The 15,898-nt window shown below is 41.2% G+C and carries 18 protein-coding genes; 6 read left to right on the top strand and 12 right to left on the bottom strand.

Annotation, left to right across the window (positions count from 1 at the left end; translation table 11 throughout):
* The first annotated feature begins 102 nt into the window (after positions 1–102).
* The gene (locus EKQ44_RS14730) at positions 103–642 is read left to right on the top strand and encodes a hypothetical protein (protein WP_237664302.1); all 540 of its coding nucleotides are present in this window, start codon (positions 103–105) and stop codon (positions 640–642) included.
* On the opposite strand, the gene EKQ44_RS14725 is transcribed toward EKQ44_RS14730, so the two are convergent.
* The 4 genes from EKQ44_RS14725 to EKQ44_RS14710 all read right to left on the bottom strand — a co-directional run bounded on the left by EKQ44_RS14725 (position 618) and on the right by EKQ44_RS14710 (position 4,072).
* Positions 618–1,379, bottom strand: coding sequence for an ankyrin repeat domain-containing protein (locus EKQ44_RS14725; protein ID WP_237664301.1), 762 nt, complete (start codon positions 1,377–1,379; stop codon positions 618–620). The genes EKQ44_RS14730 and EKQ44_RS14725 overlap by 25 nt on opposite strands.
* Positions 1,380–1,633: 254 nt before the next feature.
* Positions 1,634–2,239, bottom strand: coding sequence for a DUF3221 domain-containing protein (locus EKQ44_RS14720; protein WP_237664300.1), 606 nt, complete (start codon positions 2,237–2,239; stop codon positions 1,634–1,636).
* 60 nt (positions 2,240–2,299) lie between these two features.
* The gene (locus EKQ44_RS14715; RefSeq protein ID WP_237664299.1) at positions 2,300–3,091 is read right to left on the bottom strand and encodes an SDR family NAD(P)-dependent oxidoreductase; all 792 of its coding nucleotides are present in this window, start codon (positions 3,089–3,091) and stop codon (positions 2,300–2,302) included.
* A gap of 3 nt (positions 3,092–3,094) precedes the next feature.
* On the bottom strand, positions 3,095–4,072 hold the full coding sequence (locus EKQ44_RS14710) for an MBL fold metallo-hydrolase (RefSeq protein WP_237664298.1): 978 nt from the start codon (positions 4,070–4,072) through the stop codon (positions 3,095–3,097).
* 909 nt (positions 4,073–4,981) lie between these two features.
* Here EKQ44_RS14710 and proC point away from each other — a divergent pair.
* A complete protein-coding gene (proC, locus tag EKQ44_RS14705; RefSeq protein ID WP_237664297.1) occupies positions 4,982–5,821 on the top strand; it encodes a pyrroline-5-carboxylate reductase in 840 nt (279 codons plus the stop codon).
* A gap of 72 nt (positions 5,822–5,893) precedes the next feature.
* Here proC and EKQ44_RS14700 read toward each other — a convergent pair whose 3' ends face one another.
* The 3 genes from EKQ44_RS14700 to EKQ44_RS14690 all read right to left on the bottom strand — a co-directional run bounded on the left by EKQ44_RS14700 (position 5,894) and on the right by EKQ44_RS14690 (position 8,969).
* Entirely contained in the window at positions 5,894–6,721 is an 828-nt protein-coding gene (locus EKQ44_RS14700) for a GNAT family N-acetyltransferase (protein WP_237664296.1), read from the bottom strand.
* Positions 6,722–6,751: 30 nt separating this feature from the next.
* On the bottom strand, positions 6,752–7,243 hold the full coding sequence (locus EKQ44_RS14695; protein WP_237664295.1) for an NUDIX hydrolase: 492 nt from the start codon (positions 7,241–7,243) through the stop codon (positions 6,752–6,754).
* Between the two features lie 124 nt (positions 7,244–7,367).
* Positions 7,368–8,969 (bottom strand): M20/M25/M40 family metallo-hydrolase, encoded by a 1,602-nt coding sequence (locus EKQ44_RS14690; protein WP_237664294.1) that lies wholly within the window; start codon positions 8,967–8,969, stop codon positions 7,368–7,370.
* Between the two features lie 138 nt (positions 8,970–9,107).
* On the opposite strand from EKQ44_RS14690, the gene namA reads away from it, so the two are divergent.
* Entirely contained in the window at positions 9,108–10,124 is a 1,017-nt protein-coding gene (namA, locus tag EKQ44_RS14685) for an NADPH dehydrogenase NamA (RefSeq protein ID WP_237664293.1), read from the top strand.
* 47 nt (positions 10,125–10,171) lie between these two features.
* Here the strand turns inward: namA and EKQ44_RS14680 are convergent, their stop codons facing one another.
* From EKQ44_RS14680 to rnz, 4 genes are all read right to left on the bottom strand, one after another.
* Positions 10,172–11,113 carry a hypothetical protein gene (locus EKQ44_RS14680; protein WP_237664292.1) on the bottom strand — a complete coding sequence of 314 codons (942 nt, stop codon included), beginning with the start codon at positions 11,111–11,113 and terminating at the stop codon, positions 10,172–10,174.
* Positions 11,114–11,181: 68 nt separating this feature from the next.
* Positions 11,182–11,880: a class I SAM-dependent methyltransferase gene (locus EKQ44_RS14675; protein WP_237664291.1), complete on the bottom strand. Its 699-nt coding sequence runs from the start codon at positions 11,878–11,880 to the stop codon at positions 11,182–11,184.
* 420 nt (positions 11,881–12,300) lie between these two features.
* On the bottom strand, positions 12,301–12,720 hold the full coding sequence (gene fosM / locus EKQ44_RS14670) for a FosM family fosfomycin resistance protein (protein WP_237664290.1): 420 nt from the start codon (positions 12,718–12,720) through the stop codon (positions 12,301–12,303).
* A gap of 10 nt (positions 12,721–12,730) precedes the next feature.
* Positions 12,731–13,651 carry a ribonuclease Z gene (gene rnz / locus EKQ44_RS14665; RefSeq protein ID WP_237664289.1) on the bottom strand — a complete coding sequence of 307 codons (921 nt, stop codon included), beginning with the start codon at positions 13,649–13,651 and terminating at the stop codon, positions 12,731–12,733.
* Between the two features lie 103 nt (positions 13,652–13,754).
* On the opposite strand from rnz, the gene EKQ44_RS14660 reads away from it, so the two are divergent.
* The 3 genes from EKQ44_RS14660 to EKQ44_RS14650 all read left to right on the top strand — a co-directional run bounded on the left by EKQ44_RS14660 (position 13,755) and on the right by EKQ44_RS14650 (position 15,097).
* Positions 13,755–14,591, top strand: coding sequence for an HAD family hydrolase (locus EKQ44_RS14660; RefSeq protein ID WP_237664288.1), 837 nt, complete (start codon positions 13,755–13,757; stop codon positions 14,589–14,591).
* A gap of 109 nt (positions 14,592–14,700) precedes the next feature.
* Positions 14,701–14,907, top strand: a complete 207-nt coding sequence (locus tag EKQ44_RS14655) for a hypothetical protein (RefSeq protein WP_237664287.1) — start codon at positions 14,701–14,703, stop codon at positions 14,905–14,907.
* On the top strand, positions 14,897–15,097 hold the full coding sequence (locus EKQ44_RS14650) for a hypothetical protein (protein WP_237664286.1): 201 nt from the start codon (positions 14,897–14,899) through the stop codon (positions 15,095–15,097). The genes EKQ44_RS14655 and EKQ44_RS14650 overlap by 11 nt, the downstream gene beginning before the upstream one ends.
* On the opposite strand, the gene yunB is transcribed toward EKQ44_RS14650, so the two are convergent.
* Positions 15,098–15,895: a sporulation protein YunB gene (gene yunB / locus EKQ44_RS14645; protein WP_237664285.1), complete on the bottom strand. Its 798-nt coding sequence runs from the start codon at positions 15,893–15,895 to the stop codon at positions 15,098–15,100. It lies immediately after the preceding gene.
* Between the last annotated feature and the right edge of the window lie 3 nt (positions 15,896–15,898).

The following is a 15,898-nucleotide window of genomic DNA, read 5'->3' as shown; positions in this document are numbered from 1 at the left end:
TGCTTTTTGTTAATATTTTATAGGAACATGTAAATTAATTCATAAATCCCATGCAATTACACAAGATAAATGCAGAAGCTTATTACAATGAGGAGGGACATCATGAAAAAAAAACCTGTGCTAGTATTATGGATTATGGTATTCATTTCTTTATTGACGCTCCCTTTTCTTGGATGGCAGCATTTTAAACGCTACTTGCCAGGGACTCTGTTTATGTCCGTTTTAATTGCACTGGAAAGCATCGTTGCGGAAAAATATAAATGGTGGGCCATCTACAAGAAAATCCCTCCATATTTCATAAATGAATTTGCATTTATAGTAGGTCCGTTCTTTGCGGGCTCACTTTGGATTTTACGTCTAACTTATGGAAGATTCTATTTATACTTCTTATTAAATGCATTTGTGGATGCCATATTTATGTATCCCGTATTTACATTGTTTAAAAGCATGGGGATATTTGAAATGAAGAAAATGAGCCGCCATCAGCTTTTTGGATTATTTTTAATCAAGGCTTTATTAATGTACGGGTTTCAGGCGATTTGGGAAAAGATCTTCCGTAACAGGTCCCAGCAGAAATCGACTGGGACAACAGCCCAGGAAGTTGAAAAAGAAAGACCCTACGCCATTTCCACAGCAGAATGAGCGCCCTTGTTGCGAAGCCATCCCACTAATTTTTCGTCTGAATCATCACGACGGATTGCTGCATCAAGCGGAGTATGCCCATCATAACCAATCCAGTTGATGTCGGCTCCATGATTGAAGAGGAACTCTGCTGCACGGAGCTCGCCGCCATGACATGCCAGCCAGAAAGCTTGTGTGATTTCAAAAGTGGAAGGAAGCTGTTCACATGCAAAGTATGCTTGTAATTCATTCATCATCCCAAGCGCAGCAGTATTCCACAGGTTGGTCTGCGCTCCTGCCTCAACCAGCCGGCGAGCTGCATTCCACTGTCCGAAGGCCACCGCGTCGTCCAAAGGGGTTCCTCCAGCAATGACTGCTCCTGTGGCATTTATGTCCGCACCTGCATCGAGAAGCGTCTCGAGCACTTCTACATCATTACTGCTGGCAGCCCAATGAAGAGGTGTTTCCGTGTGATGACCAGTGAATCTAGCATCCACCTCTGCTCCCGCCTCCACTAAAGTGCGCACGATTGTGGATCCATTGGGAAAATGGCCAGGCCAATCAGTGGCCACATGCAGCAATGTGCGGGACACTCCATATGTATCAGAATTTTCATCATGATAACCTCTTGAGATTATTCTTGCCGTGGCGAGCTCGGGATAATCAGCAAGTAATCCTTTAAGAGATGGGACATCTCCAATTTGAATGGCATGCATGACCTCGATACCTAAATTCTCCTCTTCTAAAATAAAATTCATCTATTAATCCTCCTTTTGATTCCGACCATCACCACTTACTGTCGAAAAAGGCCTTTTTATTATCCGTTTCGCGGAAAATACTGTCCGAACTTTTATAATACAAGCTAAACTCATCTACTTACTTTTCCAAACTCAAGCAATACATGCAAATCGACAAATTCCAACAAACACCGACAAAACCAAACGACGCTAAGGAGCTTCTAGTAAACAAAAAGACGCCCTGCAACTATCACACAAGACGTCTCAAAAGGGCATTATCCCTCTTCCACTTCCACCTCAATGTCCACAGGCTCGCTATCATCTAACAGATTCTTCAAGGTTACCTTATACGATTGCTCTCCTTGTTCCGTCACTTCCTCGACGTGCCACGGGTTCCCTGCTTCCACTTCTTCCAACGCCTTGGAAACTGCCTGTTGCTCATGCTCATCCTGCTCCGCATCCACCACAACTTTTATGGCGCCAGACTGGGCTGGAAAGGATTCGGCTACAATGCCGGAATTCCAGACTGTCACTTTCATTCCTACCTTAAGGTCTGCTGCTTCCAACGTCTCACCCTCAGAGTCTTCCACCTTAGTGCTTTCCTCAAGTGTGTACATGGTAGCAGATGTACCTGAGCCACCACTGCTTGGGTGCTGACCTGTCACTAACATGCGCGTTTGCCCTTCATCAGAGAGAGAAACGATATAACCTGTCAAATCCTCGACTGCCTGCTCCTCGCCATCTACTGGTTCTTCATTGGGGACTTCTTCACCAGAACCCGGATTGGATCCCGTCCCACTGTTGTTGTTTCCACCTGTTGTTCCACAGCCAAACAAAAGAAGGAAACAAGACAGTAATGAAATGAATTTTACTGTTTTCATACTCTTATCACCTCTTGCCCTATTGGACGGAAGGCTAAATAAAAAGTTACAGAAAGTTCATTATTTTTGTCGAAAAGCCTTGCCGCCGAATTTTTCCACCACTCCTGGAAATACCTGATACAGTTTGCTTGCCATGTTCATCCAGCCAGGAAGGTTAATTTCCCGGGTACGCGTGAACATCGCATCCGCGATCCGCTTTGCAACATATTCAGGCTCAAGCATCCATTTGTCCACTTTCTTCTTATAGCTGCCGGATGAATCTGCAATATCAAAAAACTCCGTCCTGATTGGACCTGGATTAACAGATGTCACAAAAATATTGGTATTATAAAGCTCCATTCGCATGCTATTGGTGAAACCGAGAACAGCATGCTTCGTTGCAGCATATACACTTGATTTCGGTGTGGCAATCTTCCCAGCCTGTGAAGCAATATTGATGATATGTCCTTGGTTTTGCTCCAACATGGACGGCAAGACCATTTTCGTACAGGCAATTAAGCCATAGACATTCACCTCAAACATTCCGCTCATGTCATCTAATGAAAGATCAGCAATATCATCAAACTTCCCATACCCTGCATTGTTTACCAGCACATCTACAGCCGGAATTTCCGTCATTAATTTTTCGAACGTACGCTCAATATCAGCTTGCTTCCGGACATCCAATTGATAAAAAGGCGTTTCAATCTGGTGATTCATTTTTATTTGGTTTGCCACCTGCTCTAATTTATCCAAGGATCGAGCCATAAGTACCGGTGTCGCTCCTCGCTTGGCCACCTCAAAAGCAAGTGCTTTTCCGATTCCACCTGAAGCACCAGTGATAACAATATATTTACCTTGAAGACTAGCCATCGATTACTCTCCTCCCGCTTTATACATATATGGCTTGGAAGATGTATCTTCTATTATCAAGCCTTTATCAAGTAAATAGTCAATCTGACCAAGTGTTTCAGAAAGCGTGAGTAATAGTTGCTTCTCATAAACAGATTTGAAAAGGAACTGACAGACCTCATAAGCGGTTGCAGGGTTTTCCTTTAGGAATTTCAGCACCTTGTTTGCACGTTTATCCTGCTGCTTCAAACGGATTTCCAGTAATTCTGGAACATTTCCAACAATATCCCCATGCCCAGGCAGGACTCGTGTGATTGGCAGGCGTTTCATTTTTTCAATGGAATGTATGTATTCAAGCATCGATTTCTTTCGATCCGTTTCCCCAACATATGGCGGTTCCACCAATGGATTCGGAGAGATATCCGAAAGAATTAGATCTCCCCCTATTAAGGTCCCGCTCTTTTCATCAAACAGAACCAGGTGGCTGCTTGCATGTCCCGGCGTTTCGATGATGCGCCAATTTACCAGCCCTTCTAACCGATCTTCTTCCCCGATAAAGGAAGTAAGACCACGATGGCAGGAAAAACGTAATGGCTTATCAATGGCATTCAACAATGGATAGAAGCGCTGCTCTACTCCCATCTGCTCAAAAAGCTCTTTATAATAGGTTTCATGAATGGAAAAATAGCGTTGATCCTGTGTCATCCATGGATGTGCACGCTTATGACCGTAAACAGGAATATTCGATGGCATGAAATCAAGTAGGCCGACATGATCTGGATGGTGATGTGTCACTACCACCTGATCAATGTCCAGTACTTTCAATCCATGCTTGTTCAGTTCACGCTGAAACACTTCCCAAGCCTCCATCGTCTTGACTCCAGCATCCACCAATGTCACTTTGTCCGTAATGATAATGTAAGTATGTACGTCCCCAACCGCAAACGGGGTCGGGATTGTAATTTGCTTTATCTCTTGCTTACAAGAAACCTTGTTCATCATAATCCCCTTTTAACTCATTATTGTATATATAAATGTAATAAGTGTTTAATAAAATTATAACAAAATAATAGCCTGAAAATGATAAGTGAATAACCATTCAATAATAGAATGCACTAAATAAGGAAAAAAAGAAAGGGTTATTCCTCAATAACTAATAAAATTTCCCAGTTCATTTTTTTGAAATAACGTCAAGTGCGATTGAGCATTTGTCCGTGCTACTGAATGTGCATGTCACAACTCCTATTACGCGCGGATTTCCCTCCCGCTACTGATTTTGTGTGTCATACATCCCCTATGACGCGCGGATTTCTCTTTCGCTACTGATTTTGCGTGTCATACAACCCCTATGACGCGCGGATTTTCCTCCCGCTCCTAATTTCGCGTGTCATACAACCACTATGACTCGAGGATTTCCCTCCCGCTACTGATTTCGCGTGTCATACAACCACTATGACGCGCAGATTTTCCTCCTGCTACTGATTTTGCGTGTCATACAACCCCTATGACGCGCGGATTTCCCTCCCGCTACTGATTTTCCGTGTCATAGGCTTGAGATAGGCGGCCTAACACCTCCTAAAAAAAATAAAAGTCATGACAAATATCCCCTTGACTTTCCCCTCCTTCCATTGCATAATGTATAAAATTACAAATGATAACGTGACGAATGGGACCAGTAGAAAGTTGCAAGATGAAAAGAGATGGAGGTTCACCGGCTGAAAGACCTCCTCATCCCCTGCACTTTTGAACCTACCCAGGAACAATCAGGAAAACCTGATCGTCCTCCCACGATACGGGAAACAAAGCTGGGTTTAACCAACCAATCAAGGTGGTACCGCGGATAAGACCTATCCGTCCTTACATACAGGACAGATAGGTCTTTTTTCTATTCTTAAAAGGAGCGTGTTAACGATGAAGATAGCATTTATTGGTGCCGGATCGATGGCAGAGGCGATTATGGCAGGACTGTTGAAACAGAAAATCTGTGCAAAAGAGGATATTACGGTGACGAACAAACAGGATCAATTGCGCCTAGAAAGCCTTCAATATAAGTACGGCGTCACCATAGTGGAAAATAAAGAGGCAGCAGTAAAAGATGCAGATGTGATTTTTTTGGCCATGAAACCGAAGGATGCCAAAGATGGAATTCAGGCAATTAGAGCCTTCGTAAAGAAAGAGCAGCTAATTGTTTCTGTACTGGCAGGTATCTCGAGCGAAGTCATCCAAGATCTCTTTGAGCAAGATTTGCGTGTCATCAGATCTATGCCGAATACGTCTGCGGCCATTGGTTTATCTGCGACAGCCATCGCCAAAGGGGACTTTGCTACTGAAGGCGACCTAGTGCTGGTACAATCATTGTTTTCAGCAATCGGCCTATGCACCATCGTCGAAGAAGACCAACTCCATGCCGTAACAGGTGTTTCCGGAAGTGGTCCGGCCTATATCTATTACATTGCAGAGGCGATGGAAAAAGCTGCACTGGCTCAAGGTTTGGATGTGGATGTTGCCAAAAAACTTGTCAGTCAGACCTTGATTGGAGCCGCACACATGCTCCAAGAGACAGATAAAGAAGCAGCAGTATTAAGAAAAGAAGTCACCAGTTCAGGGGGGACCACTCAGCGCGGAATATCTGTGTTGGATGACAAAAAGGTTTCCGAAGCATTCGAGAGCTGTATTGAAGGGGCTACAGAACGTTCCAGGGAGATGGGAGAGGAACTTGGGGAAAAATTGAAAGCGAAGACATCTAATTAATCAATTAAAAGCAATAAAGCACTTGGAGATAACCTGCTCCAAGTGCCTTTGCTATTCCCCTACCACCTTTTTTTATGGATGGATAGGAAATTCAGATCCGCCATACCTATAAACCATTTCAAACCCACAAGCCTCTGCGACTGCAATGGATGCCTTGTTCTGCTCCACACAATCCCAGTAAGGTATCTTGTTCGCATCCACACATGCATTAATGAAATGATAGGTTAAATGCTGGGCTAGCTTTTTTCCACGGTGCTCTTCCGCCGTTTCAATGGCAATGGAGTGAATATCTCCATTTGTGAAGACAGAGAAACAAGAACTTACAATTTTATTTTCATACGTTATGCAATAACCAATCCCACTCTTAAAAGAACTTTCCATAGAAGACCATGATTCCAGGACTTTAACAACCATCCTTTCCATGTTGATCGCTTGGTTATTAGCATAAAAATAGCTGTCCAATTTATGTACTTTGTATCTATCATCCAAAGTACAGCCTTTCTGTATTTTGGAAAATTTCCCCTTATATTGATAGACTCGTTGATTCCAACTGCCTAGTGGACGGTGTTGAAAAGTTCTTTCTAAGCTTTTATGCCAATCCGCATGATCTCCAAGGGCTTCAAACCACTTTAAACCCACCTTGGCTGCCTCGGGCTTTATTACACCTTCAATAAACGAATTCAATTCTTGGTTAAACGCAAGATTGGCTTCATTTCCAAAAAAGATGAAACCATCATTATTTCCTAACCACACAAACCCTGTGGTAGGAACATTCTGATCATCTACAAATACTCGGCCTGTATTGATTCCTTCAATGATTGCCTTCACTTCTATTAGTCCATTTTCATGTAATATGTCTCTACATTTATAAAAATCTTCCTTCTCTAACTCAATAATCATTGGTTACCCCTTCTTTGAGAAACATCTTTATCATTCAGCCTCAAAACTTTCTTGTAATATTGCTTGATAAACATTGTTGAAGCCATTGTAATACTTTGGTAAATCTGTAGGTTCGATAAAAATCCTTTCGGAGGATTCATGTTCTGCCCTAAAGGTGTGAAACTTCGTGATATCCATTCTATAAAAGACCTGATAACCTACTTTCGGATAAGGACTATCCTCATTCCAGTTTGGATTGTCATGATGATCGACCACTATGGATCCGAGCAAGCGGCAATCTCCTTCCACATCCCCCTCCTCCATTGCTTCCCTTTGAAAACACATTTCTGGTGTTTCATTGAGTTCGATATGCCCACCAGGAAAGTCCCAGCCTCTGTCCCTGAGATTGACGAGCATCAATTTATCCTGATAAAAGCAATAGCCGTGAGCACTGGTAATCAAATCTCTAGGTGGTAGTTCAGACTGCTTTTCCCAGATTAATCGAACGATAGAATCGCCCCAGTTTACTCGAATAGTTGTCATACCATCAAACTCCAATCGTTAATCATATATTGATTTTAACATAATTAACCAATCAAGATGGGGATTTTTTACATGAAAAAGCCTGTTTGAAAAGACTACTCTTTCCAAACAGGCTACCTCATCATTATAAATTCTTAACAAAATCAGCCAATATCGGCGGAAACTCCTCAAATGAAAACTTAACATTCAACCTCTCCGTCCATTGATGAGGGTCCTTCCCAACCGGCCCCAAATTGAACACCGGCATCTGCAACGCTTCCATCTCGGCAAAAGGTAAGGAATATGTTGCCCCATAGACCGGAATATTGAATGGAAGACGATCTTTAGCAGAAAAGTCCCCTTTCCCGATGAAACTCAAATCACATAAACCTGAGAAATAACGTTGCTCATTGAATTCTACATCTGCCTCCACTTTCCACTTTTGGATAAACTTACGGGCAGAACCCAATAATTCCTTATGGTCCGTTGCTACTGCCGGATAGTATGGCGGTGCAAAAAAGAGGATGATCATCGGCCCCAAGTCCTTACATAGGGAAGCGACTTCTTCTACAACTTTGATGGACTGCTCCCTTTCATCAAGGTGGGAGTTCGACACAATGATGGATGATATTCGCATATCCATCTCCTGATCGCCATGGATTGCTTTTGCTTTTTCCAAAAGCTCTTCGTAGGTATAGACCGCTACGTCCACCGGCATTTCGGTAAAAGACGTGAATTGTTTAAACTGTTCTGCTTTCCCTTTGCAAAATTCATTGATGTTTTTTGCCGCCTGCTTTGCGATACGAAGAAAATCTGCCTCCCACTCAGTCAACGACTTTTCCATAAATAAAACATTATATAATGTCACCGCGGTGTGTGGGATTTGTACGGAATACTCCGTTTTCAAATCCTTTTGAATCAGGCTTGTAGGAGGCGGTGTGACTTCTGTACCTACCTGTTCACACAGATCCGTATTCCACTCCATCAGTTTTTGTATCTCTGAAACCATCAAATTGGCATTAAGGCCAGCCAATGGCTCTCCAACATGTGTTTCTTTTCCATAGCAGAAAAACCCCGGTAAAAGCTTTCCAATGGCACCTGTATAAAGGTAAAGGTTGTTGTCCCCTGGGTATTTTTGAAACATCGGTTCGGAATTGACGCAAGCTTTATAATTCAAATCATGCCTTGAAGCTAGATCAGCCAAAGCAGGCAACGCCTGCAGCATTCCTTGTGAGTTCACTTCTTCATCCGGAACCGCCAATAAGAGGAGGTTTACATCCCATTTTTCCTCAATCGCTTTTTCCAGGAGAGACATTTGAAGAGCAAGTCCTGCTTTCATGTCCATGACCCCTCTTCCAAAAAGCCAATCGCCTGATAAGAGGTGTTCCTTCGCTTCACTAGGAAGGGCATCTGCATTATGTTCTAACTCACGGGTCAGTTCAATGGGCTGGAAAGCAAGATCTTTCAGGAATCCGTAATCTTCCACTCCTACCACATCAAAATGACTGACAAGCACAATCGTGTCCTTCTTCTGAGATTGCTTCACTAAAGCGGTTACAAAAGAACGCCCATCCTCCATCCGGTGAAGCTCCAGATTACCAGGGTTCTCTTGGAAATAATCGAGATGATTCAATTGATAATAAATAAAGGAAGCCAAACGCTTCTCTTCTCCCGATAATGTCACACTTCCGTGCTGGACAAGGGATACAAGTAGATTTGTCAACTGCTCTTTCGTTTGCCAGTGCATCTCCCATCCTCCTCTAGATAGTACTATTTTGCTCCTATCATACTACTATTTTCTTAAATTGAACACCTATCTTTTGGTGGGAATAAAAACGTTTGATATAATATTTTAGGAACTCGAAATATATAGGAGGAATCATTTATGAAATCAGCATTATTTTCCCCATATACAGTAAAAGGTGTGACAATGAAAAATCGGATTGTCATGTCCCCGATGTGCATGTATTCCAGTCATAATGAAGACGGACATGTTCAAGATTGGCATATGACCCATTATGTATCCCGTGCAGTCGGCCAAGTAGGGCTGATCATGGTGGAAGCAACAGCAGTCCAGCCACAAGGGCGCATCTCTCCACAAGACCTTGGGATTTGGAACGACGACCATATCCAAGGCTTCCAAGAACTAAATAGACAGATCAAGGTCCATGGTTCCAAAACAGCCATTCAACTTGCACATGCCGGAAGAAAGGCAATGGTAGATGGCGACATCTATGCCCCATCCGCATTGGCGTTTAACGAGAAAATGAAAACTCCCGTGGAGATGTCCACCGAAGATATAAAAGAAACCATAGCGGCATTTGTAGAAGGTGCCAAGCGTTCCAAGGAGGCAGGATTTGATATTATTGAACTTCACGGTGCCCATGGATATTTAATCAATGAATTCCTATCTCCTCTTACGAACAAACGTAAGGATGAATACGGTGGAAGTACAGAAAACCGCTACCGCTTCCTTCGTGACATCATTGATGGTGTAAATGAAGTATGGGATGGTCCATTGTTTGTCCGTGTATCAGCTAATGACTACCACCCTGAAGGCTTGACTGCAGAAGACTATGTAACATATGCAAAATGGATGAAGGAGCAAGGAGTGGACCTTGTGGATGTAAGCTCAGGTGCAGTGGTGCCAGCAGCCATTGACGTTTACCCAGGTTACCAGGTTGGCTTTGCTGAAACCATTAAAGCGGGTGCTGCCATCGATACAGGTGCGGTTGGACTGATCACTTCCGGTTTGCAAGCAGAGGAAATTTTAAGAAACAACCGTGCAGATTTAATCTTTGTTGCAAGGGAACTATTGCGTGACCCTTACTGGCCAAGAACAGCCGCGAAAGAACTTGGTGTTGAAATGGAATCGCCAAAACAATATGATCGTTCTTGGTAATTGAAATGGCCACTCCGGAGAGTGGCCATTTTTCTTTTCTCTCTATACTAATTAGAAGACTCAAGAAGGTTTTTCTTTTCTTCTCTTACAGAAAACAAATCTTCTTCCATCTCGTTTCGCTGGGCTTTCAAGCTACTGAGCAATCTGGAAACCCTTCCGATTATCTGGGACGTCTGGTCATAGCTTTGTGTTATCTTCCCATGTACCATCCAATCCACTATCAGTCCATCAAAGAAATAGTCAGCAAATGTCAACATCCCTCCCACTTCAATCGTGGAATCAAAGTGATGCTTGATATCGAGTAACTCATCTTGAAAAACACGAAGCTTTTTTTGAGCTTGATGAATATGTTTCTTGGCATCATCCAAGCGGCTATGCTTCATCGCAGTGGATACCATTCCCCCTCCAAACATATCAAACGTAGACCATCCCTTAGCAGAATCCAGGGAAGATAGCGCACTCTCTAATGCAACAAGTGCCAAATCACCAGCACCAATCGCTTCATTGTACTCATTCAGATTCGTTTGCAGATCTGCCTCTTTATCTGCTATTTCATATAATTTGACACTCCAAATAGAATCGGAGTCTTGTATAAGCCTTTCTTTCTCACGGATAATAGCTTGGTATCTGATAGGAGCATTGACAACAGGGGCAAGTAGCGCTCGGAATTCTGACAGCTCCTGCTCCACGTCCTCCATCGTCTCGATCACTTCTGTATATTTCAGTTTTGCAGCAAGTACTTCCTTTTGCTCTTGATCAAGCTTTTCCAATTTTTTGCCGATCATCGAATAGAAGACACTCGTTAATGTAAATCGTTCTAAACGTGCAACATCCTCTTCTTCTTTTTCAAGAAGAGACTCCAACTGATATTTTTTCCGCTTTTCTTCTGCTAAATATGTATCCAACCTTTCTATATGTTCTTCATACTTCGCTTTTTTACGCAGGTTGTCTTTAACCTCTAATAATTCTTGGTTCAAATCTGTGAACAAAATGACTCCCCCTTTTCTTCCTATGTTATTTACGTATAGAAATAGTTTTGGTTTCAAGTAATCAAATTCTATTTAACTCTCATCAGACTCGTCCATAAAAACTCCTCACCAAACACTTCTGCTGGTTGCGACGCCTTTACCATTTCCCTAAATTCAAGGATATCAAAGTCCGCTTGAAAAAGACGTTTCAACCTTTCTTCTGAATACCCAATTCCTCCGTTCATGCTTCTTTGTGCATAAACATCCCAGTCTAAAGTTTCTGATGCACCTTTCTTATTAAAACAGACCAATCCTAAGTGACCGCCACCTTTAAGGGCTTTCTTTATCGTTTCTATATAGCTAAGTCGGCGATGTGGGGCAAGATGATGGAACATGCCACTGTCATATACGAAATCATAAGTGTTGGGTTCCAATTCAAACTCAAAAAGGGAGGAATGGTGAAAGTTAATATCTACATCCTCAGAAAGAGCCCTTTCTTTTGCCCAAATAAGTGCATTTTCCGAAATATCGATAGCATCTACTACACAGCCTTTTTTTGCTAAATATATCGCATTTCGTCCAGGACCACATCCAATCTCTAACACTCGTTTAGGTGACAGCCCATTTTCAATATAGGAAACTAGGTTTTCATCCGGACCATTTATTTTAAAGAATGGAATCTCCTTGTTTCGGTTCTCATAAAAGTCATCCCAAAAAGCCCTGGGATCACGTAGAAATCCGTCTAACATTTCGTAAAGATCTTCATTATTTATAATTTCTTTAGCCATTTTCTCTCCCCCTTACTTTATATGTAATATTGTACCAATCCTCTATCTTTCTATTGTTACAAGACTTTTAAAGTTAGGTAAAATAGCTAAAATTGGAAACCAGCCTTCCTTGCTAAACCTCTATCTAGTGCAGATCTATAGCCTCTATTTTTTCTTTTATACCATTAATTGGCCTGAAGGATTACTACTCTTTAAAAGAGGTTATTTCCCTTCTAAAATCATTCAGGATAACAATGGTTATCTAGTTTATCCTCCACCTTCGTAACATTTGTAACATAAATGTAATACAGAAACCAAAAAGAACGATTCCCTCGATAGTAATCACTCCCTCTTATATAAAGGCTATTATTGTAAAGTCCTGTAAAAAGTCCAATTGCTGACATTTTACTAGTGAATAGAAACAGAATTGGAGAAAAGTGCCTAATTAAAAAACTCCATATGATTCTTTTCCTGTTTATAATAGTCCAATCTATCCTTTAATGTCCCAGTATGGAATTCAAACTTATGACCATCCAAATCAGTGAAATAGATAGACTTTTTGTCCTTTTCATCTCTCGGTCTTCCCGCAAGTATAGTGACATTTAGTCGATAAAGTTTTTCTGTCATTTCATCAAAATCCGATGGATCAACGGAAAAGGCTATGTGTGTATAGGAATGCTCAATCTCAGCCCTAGGAATATACTTTTCTTCATTCAAAGCAAGCCATATCCCGTTCAAATCAAAATAAGCCGTACTTTTCCCTTTTACTAAAAGTTTTGCACCAAATACGCTTTGGTAGAATCCAATCGACTTTTCAAGGTCGGAAACAGAAAATAATAAATGATTGATTCCCTGTATCATGGATGATCCCTCACTTTATTTCAATCACATCAAAATCATTTACCACTAATGTGTTGGGGAAAGCCGCTCTTGCCTCTTCAAGTAACATCGTTACCTCTTCTTTTTGGTACCTGGCACTTATATGGGTAAGCAACAATTGCGAGGCACCTGCCTCCTTGGCGATTTTTGCGGCCTGAATGGTCGTCGAATGAAAATATTCTTTTGCCAACATTTCATCCTTCGCTGCAAACGTAGCCTCATGGATAAGAACATCAGAAGCTAATCCTAACTCAATCGATGTCTCATTGTACCTTGTATCCCCAAGGACCGTAATAACTTTTCCTTTTTTGGGAGGGCCGATGAAATCTTTCCCATCCACTATTCTCCCATCAGCTAGCGTAACCTGCTTCCCTTCTTTCAAGCATTGAAGGTGTGGCCCTGATGGGATATTATTTTCCTTGACCTTATCCATCAATAAGGCTCCAGGCAAATCCTTTTGGACAATGCGGAAACCATAAGAAGGAATCCCGTGAACCAGCTTCTTCCCTTCGATATAGTAATCCTCTTCGTCACAAAATAATCCTTCCTCATCAAACTCTTCAATGATAAGAGGATACTTCACGTGCGTCATGCTCACTCGCAAAGACGTTTCTATATATTCTCTGACCCCTTTAGGCCCATAGACCGTTAAGGCTGTTTCCCCACCTTGAAAAGAGCGACTGCTTAAAAGACCTGGCAAGCCGAAAATATGGTCTCCATGTAAGTGTGTAATAAATATCTTTGTTATCTTCCTTGGTTTTAAAGATGTATGTAAAATTTGATGCTGCGTTGCTTCTCCACAGTCAAAAAGCCACACGGATCCTTCTTTGTCATCTATATGTAATGCTAAAGACGATACATTTCGATGCTTCGCAGGTACACCAGATCCAGTACCTAAAAACGTCAATTTCATATTCATCCGCTCCTCTTGTTCCATTATACTCAATTATAGAAATTTCCATAAGAGTATGGAGGAATATAGTACAATGATAATATTACGGAAAAGGAGACTAGCTATGGAACATTTAAAAACAATTGTATTTGACCTCGATGGAACTTTATACGAGGATACCCATCATTTTCAGTACTATGCCAACCTACTGAAAGGTAAACTGCCTTTCGAAAAACAGACCCTATTTGAGGAAGACTACATTGCGGTCGGAGAAGGAACACACACTTTAAAGATTGGTAGGGTTTATGATGCCAAAAAGGACCTTATTCTAGCGCATCTTAATGGGAAGGTAACGAACGGCTGGACATGGGAAGGAGTAGAAGTGACAAAAGAAGAACTTACTTCTCATTATCCTGACTCACTCTCATTTGACCTATTCGATATGCTCAGTATCGGGGACTTATGGTGGGTACCGGTTTCCATTGCGAAGCACTATGGATTAACTAGTGAACAAGCATATGCTGCCTTCCTCCAAACAAGGGAACATATGATGACCGATGACTTTATATTAGAACCACTCAAAGAGTTTGCCCAAGTATTAGAAAAGTTGCATACCAAGTACACATTAGTCTTAATGACCAATAGTCCCCAGACAGATAGTGATGTCATTTTGAAAAAGTTGGGATTCACATCTTTTTTCCATGATAAGATCTATGAAGCAAATAAACCGATAAATACAACAGATCGTCTTACATATATATCTAAGCAACACCATGTCCCCTATAATCAAATGTTGAGTGTGGGTGATAACTATATTAACGAAATTCTCCCTGCTGCCATTATGGGTTGCAAAACCATTTGTATCGATCCTTTTGAATTATTTAAAGATAGTGAAGCCAACTATACAGTAAAAGACTTATCAGAACTATCTGCCCTATTGGATAAATCTCTATTAAAATAACACTTTATAAAGGTGTTATTTTTTTTTCATTTAACACTTGCTTTTAGAACGTTTGTTCGACTATAATGAAAACAGAACAAATGTTCTAAATACTGATGAGGTGATAATTATGAAATTAATCCAACACTCTTTTTACGTTATTCTAAAACTTTTGGCCGTTTCAGGTTTTGCCATCCTTTTTTATGTCATGATGACAGATAAGACAAGCAATGCCCCTATGTTCATGCTCAGCCTTATGACTTCCCTAAGCCTGATTGCAATTCCAGGTATGAAGAATATCATCAATACTCATGAAGAGTCTCACCATGAATCCTGATACTTCCTATCCTTCAAAAGAAACAGCACTCGAAATTGCAAAAAGATTGATTACCTATAAAGTTACCAATGACTTGGATATAATTAGCTCTGTCGTGGATGTTTGTAAAGAAGATGTGGTTGCCTACCTTAAAAAGCCAGACGTCCAAAACAAAAAAAGTCCTGCGATCGGACACCACAGGACAGGATAATCAGTTATTATTCTTTTCCTCTTCCACCGGATTTTCAGGAATAATAACTGGTGCAACCCCTCCACCACCGTTACCGCTTCCTTGATAATACATAGGGACCTTACCAGGGATAATCAAATCGCCTATCTTCACAGAGTTATTAATTTCCATCGGTTGCTCTACCAATGGAATGATGATATTCATTTTCACACTTACATTAACATAGATTTCAATGACCGTATTATTTATTCCTGTTTCAATAACTTTTGTTTCAACATTGGAAATAACATCTCCTAATATCTCAAAGCGAACCGGGATCTTTGGTCCTAGGTTTGAGAAAAGCGTCGTTTTGGTCGCCATCCCCAACGGGACATTATAGACAATACCGTTTTGCTTTTTTGATTCTTCATAATCTATATTCAAATCATTTTTATATGATTCCAGGCCTTCCAAATTACCTTCCTCTAGAAAATCCAAATATCTTTGTACTCTTAACGTAGTCTCGGAAATAACCCTATTTACAACTCTATGATTTGTACCAAAAGCCACGTGATCTGTTCCTTCGTTCAAAACTATAATCAATTCCTCGGGATTCAAACTATCTGCGATCTTTTTTGAAACCGCATCATTGATGGCTTGTGTTGCAATCTGACGTGCCTTGGTCTCTGCTATACTCCTTAAGCTTGGTTCCAAATTCTTATTAATGATAATCAAACTGAAAACCGTCAAAATGTTAAATAAAATAAATGTAATTAAAAATACGTACTTTATAGGCAATGGCCCACTTTTTAAAAGGGAAGTCCGACGCATTCTCTTCATGGT

Source organism: Sutcliffiella horikoshii (assembly GCF_021991925.1).
Lineage (GTDB): Bacteria > Bacillota > Bacilli > Bacillales > Bacillaceae_I > Sutcliffiella_A > Sutcliffiella_A horikoshii_F.
Note: the sequence above shows the minus strand (reverse complement) of the source record. Positions and strands in the feature narration are given on the sequence as shown.

Bases quoted from the DNA above. Each gene is read 5' to 3' on its own strand.
- yunB (WP_237664285.1), bottom strand. From the start codon at position 15,895: ATGAAGAGAATGCGTCGGACTTCCCTTTTAAAAAGTGGGCCATTGCCT.
- fosM (WP_237664290.1), bottom strand. From the start codon at position 12,720: ATGATACAGGGAATCAATCATTTATTATTTTCTGTTTCCGACCTTGAA.
- EKQ44_RS14725 (WP_237664301.1), bottom strand. From the start codon at position 1,379: ATGAATTTTATTTTAGAAGAGGAGAATTTAGGTATCGAGGTCATGCAT.
- EKQ44_RS14700 (WP_237664296.1), bottom strand. From the start codon at position 6,721: ATGATTATTGAGTTAGAGAAGGAAGATTTTTATAAATGTAGAGACATA.
- EKQ44_RS14730 (WP_237664302.1), top strand. From the start codon at position 103: ATGAAAAAAAAACCTGTGCTAGTATTATGGATTATGGTATTCATTTCT.
- EKQ44_RS14655 (WP_237664287.1), top strand. From the start codon at position 14,701: ATGAAATTAATCCAACACTCTTTTTACGTTATTCTAAAACTTTTGGCC.
- rnz (WP_237664289.1), bottom strand. From the start codon at position 13,651: ATGAAATTGACGTTTTTAGGTACTGGATCTGGTGTACCTGCGAAGCAT.
- EKQ44_RS14650 (WP_237664286.1), top strand. From the start codon at position 14,897: ATGAATCCTGATACTTCCTATCCTTCAAAAGAAACAGCACTCGAAATT.
- EKQ44_RS14710 (WP_237664298.1), bottom strand. From the start codon at position 4,072: ATGATGAACAAGGTTTCTTGTAAGCAAGAGATAAAGCAAATTACAATC.
- EKQ44_RS14720 (WP_237664300.1), bottom strand. From the start codon at position 2,239: ATGAAAACAGTAAAATTCATTTCATTACTGTCTTGTTTCCTTCTTTTG.
- EKQ44_RS14715 (WP_237664299.1), bottom strand. From the start codon at position 3,091: ATGGCTAGTCTTCAAGGTAAATATATTGTTATCACTGGTGCTTCAGGT.
- EKQ44_RS14695 (WP_237664295.1), bottom strand. From the start codon at position 7,243: ATGACAACTATTCGAGTAAACTGGGGCGATTCTATCGTTCGATTAATC.
- proC (WP_237664297.1), top strand. From the start codon at position 4,982: ATGAAGATAGCATTTATTGGTGCCGGATCGATGGCAGAGGCGATTATG.
- namA (WP_237664293.1), top strand. From the start codon at position 9,108: ATGAAATCAGCATTATTTTCCCCATATACAGTAAAAGGTGTGACAATG.
- EKQ44_RS14660 (WP_237664288.1), top strand. From the start codon at position 13,755: ATGGAACATTTAAAAACAATTGTATTTGACCTCGATGGAACTTTATAC.
- EKQ44_RS14690 (WP_237664294.1), bottom strand. From the start codon at position 8,969: ATGCACTGGCAAACGAAAGAGCAGTTGACAAATCTACTTGTATCCCTT.
- EKQ44_RS14675 (WP_237664291.1), bottom strand. From the start codon at position 11,880: ATGGCTAAAGAAATTATAAATAATGAAGATCTTTACGAAATGTTAGAC.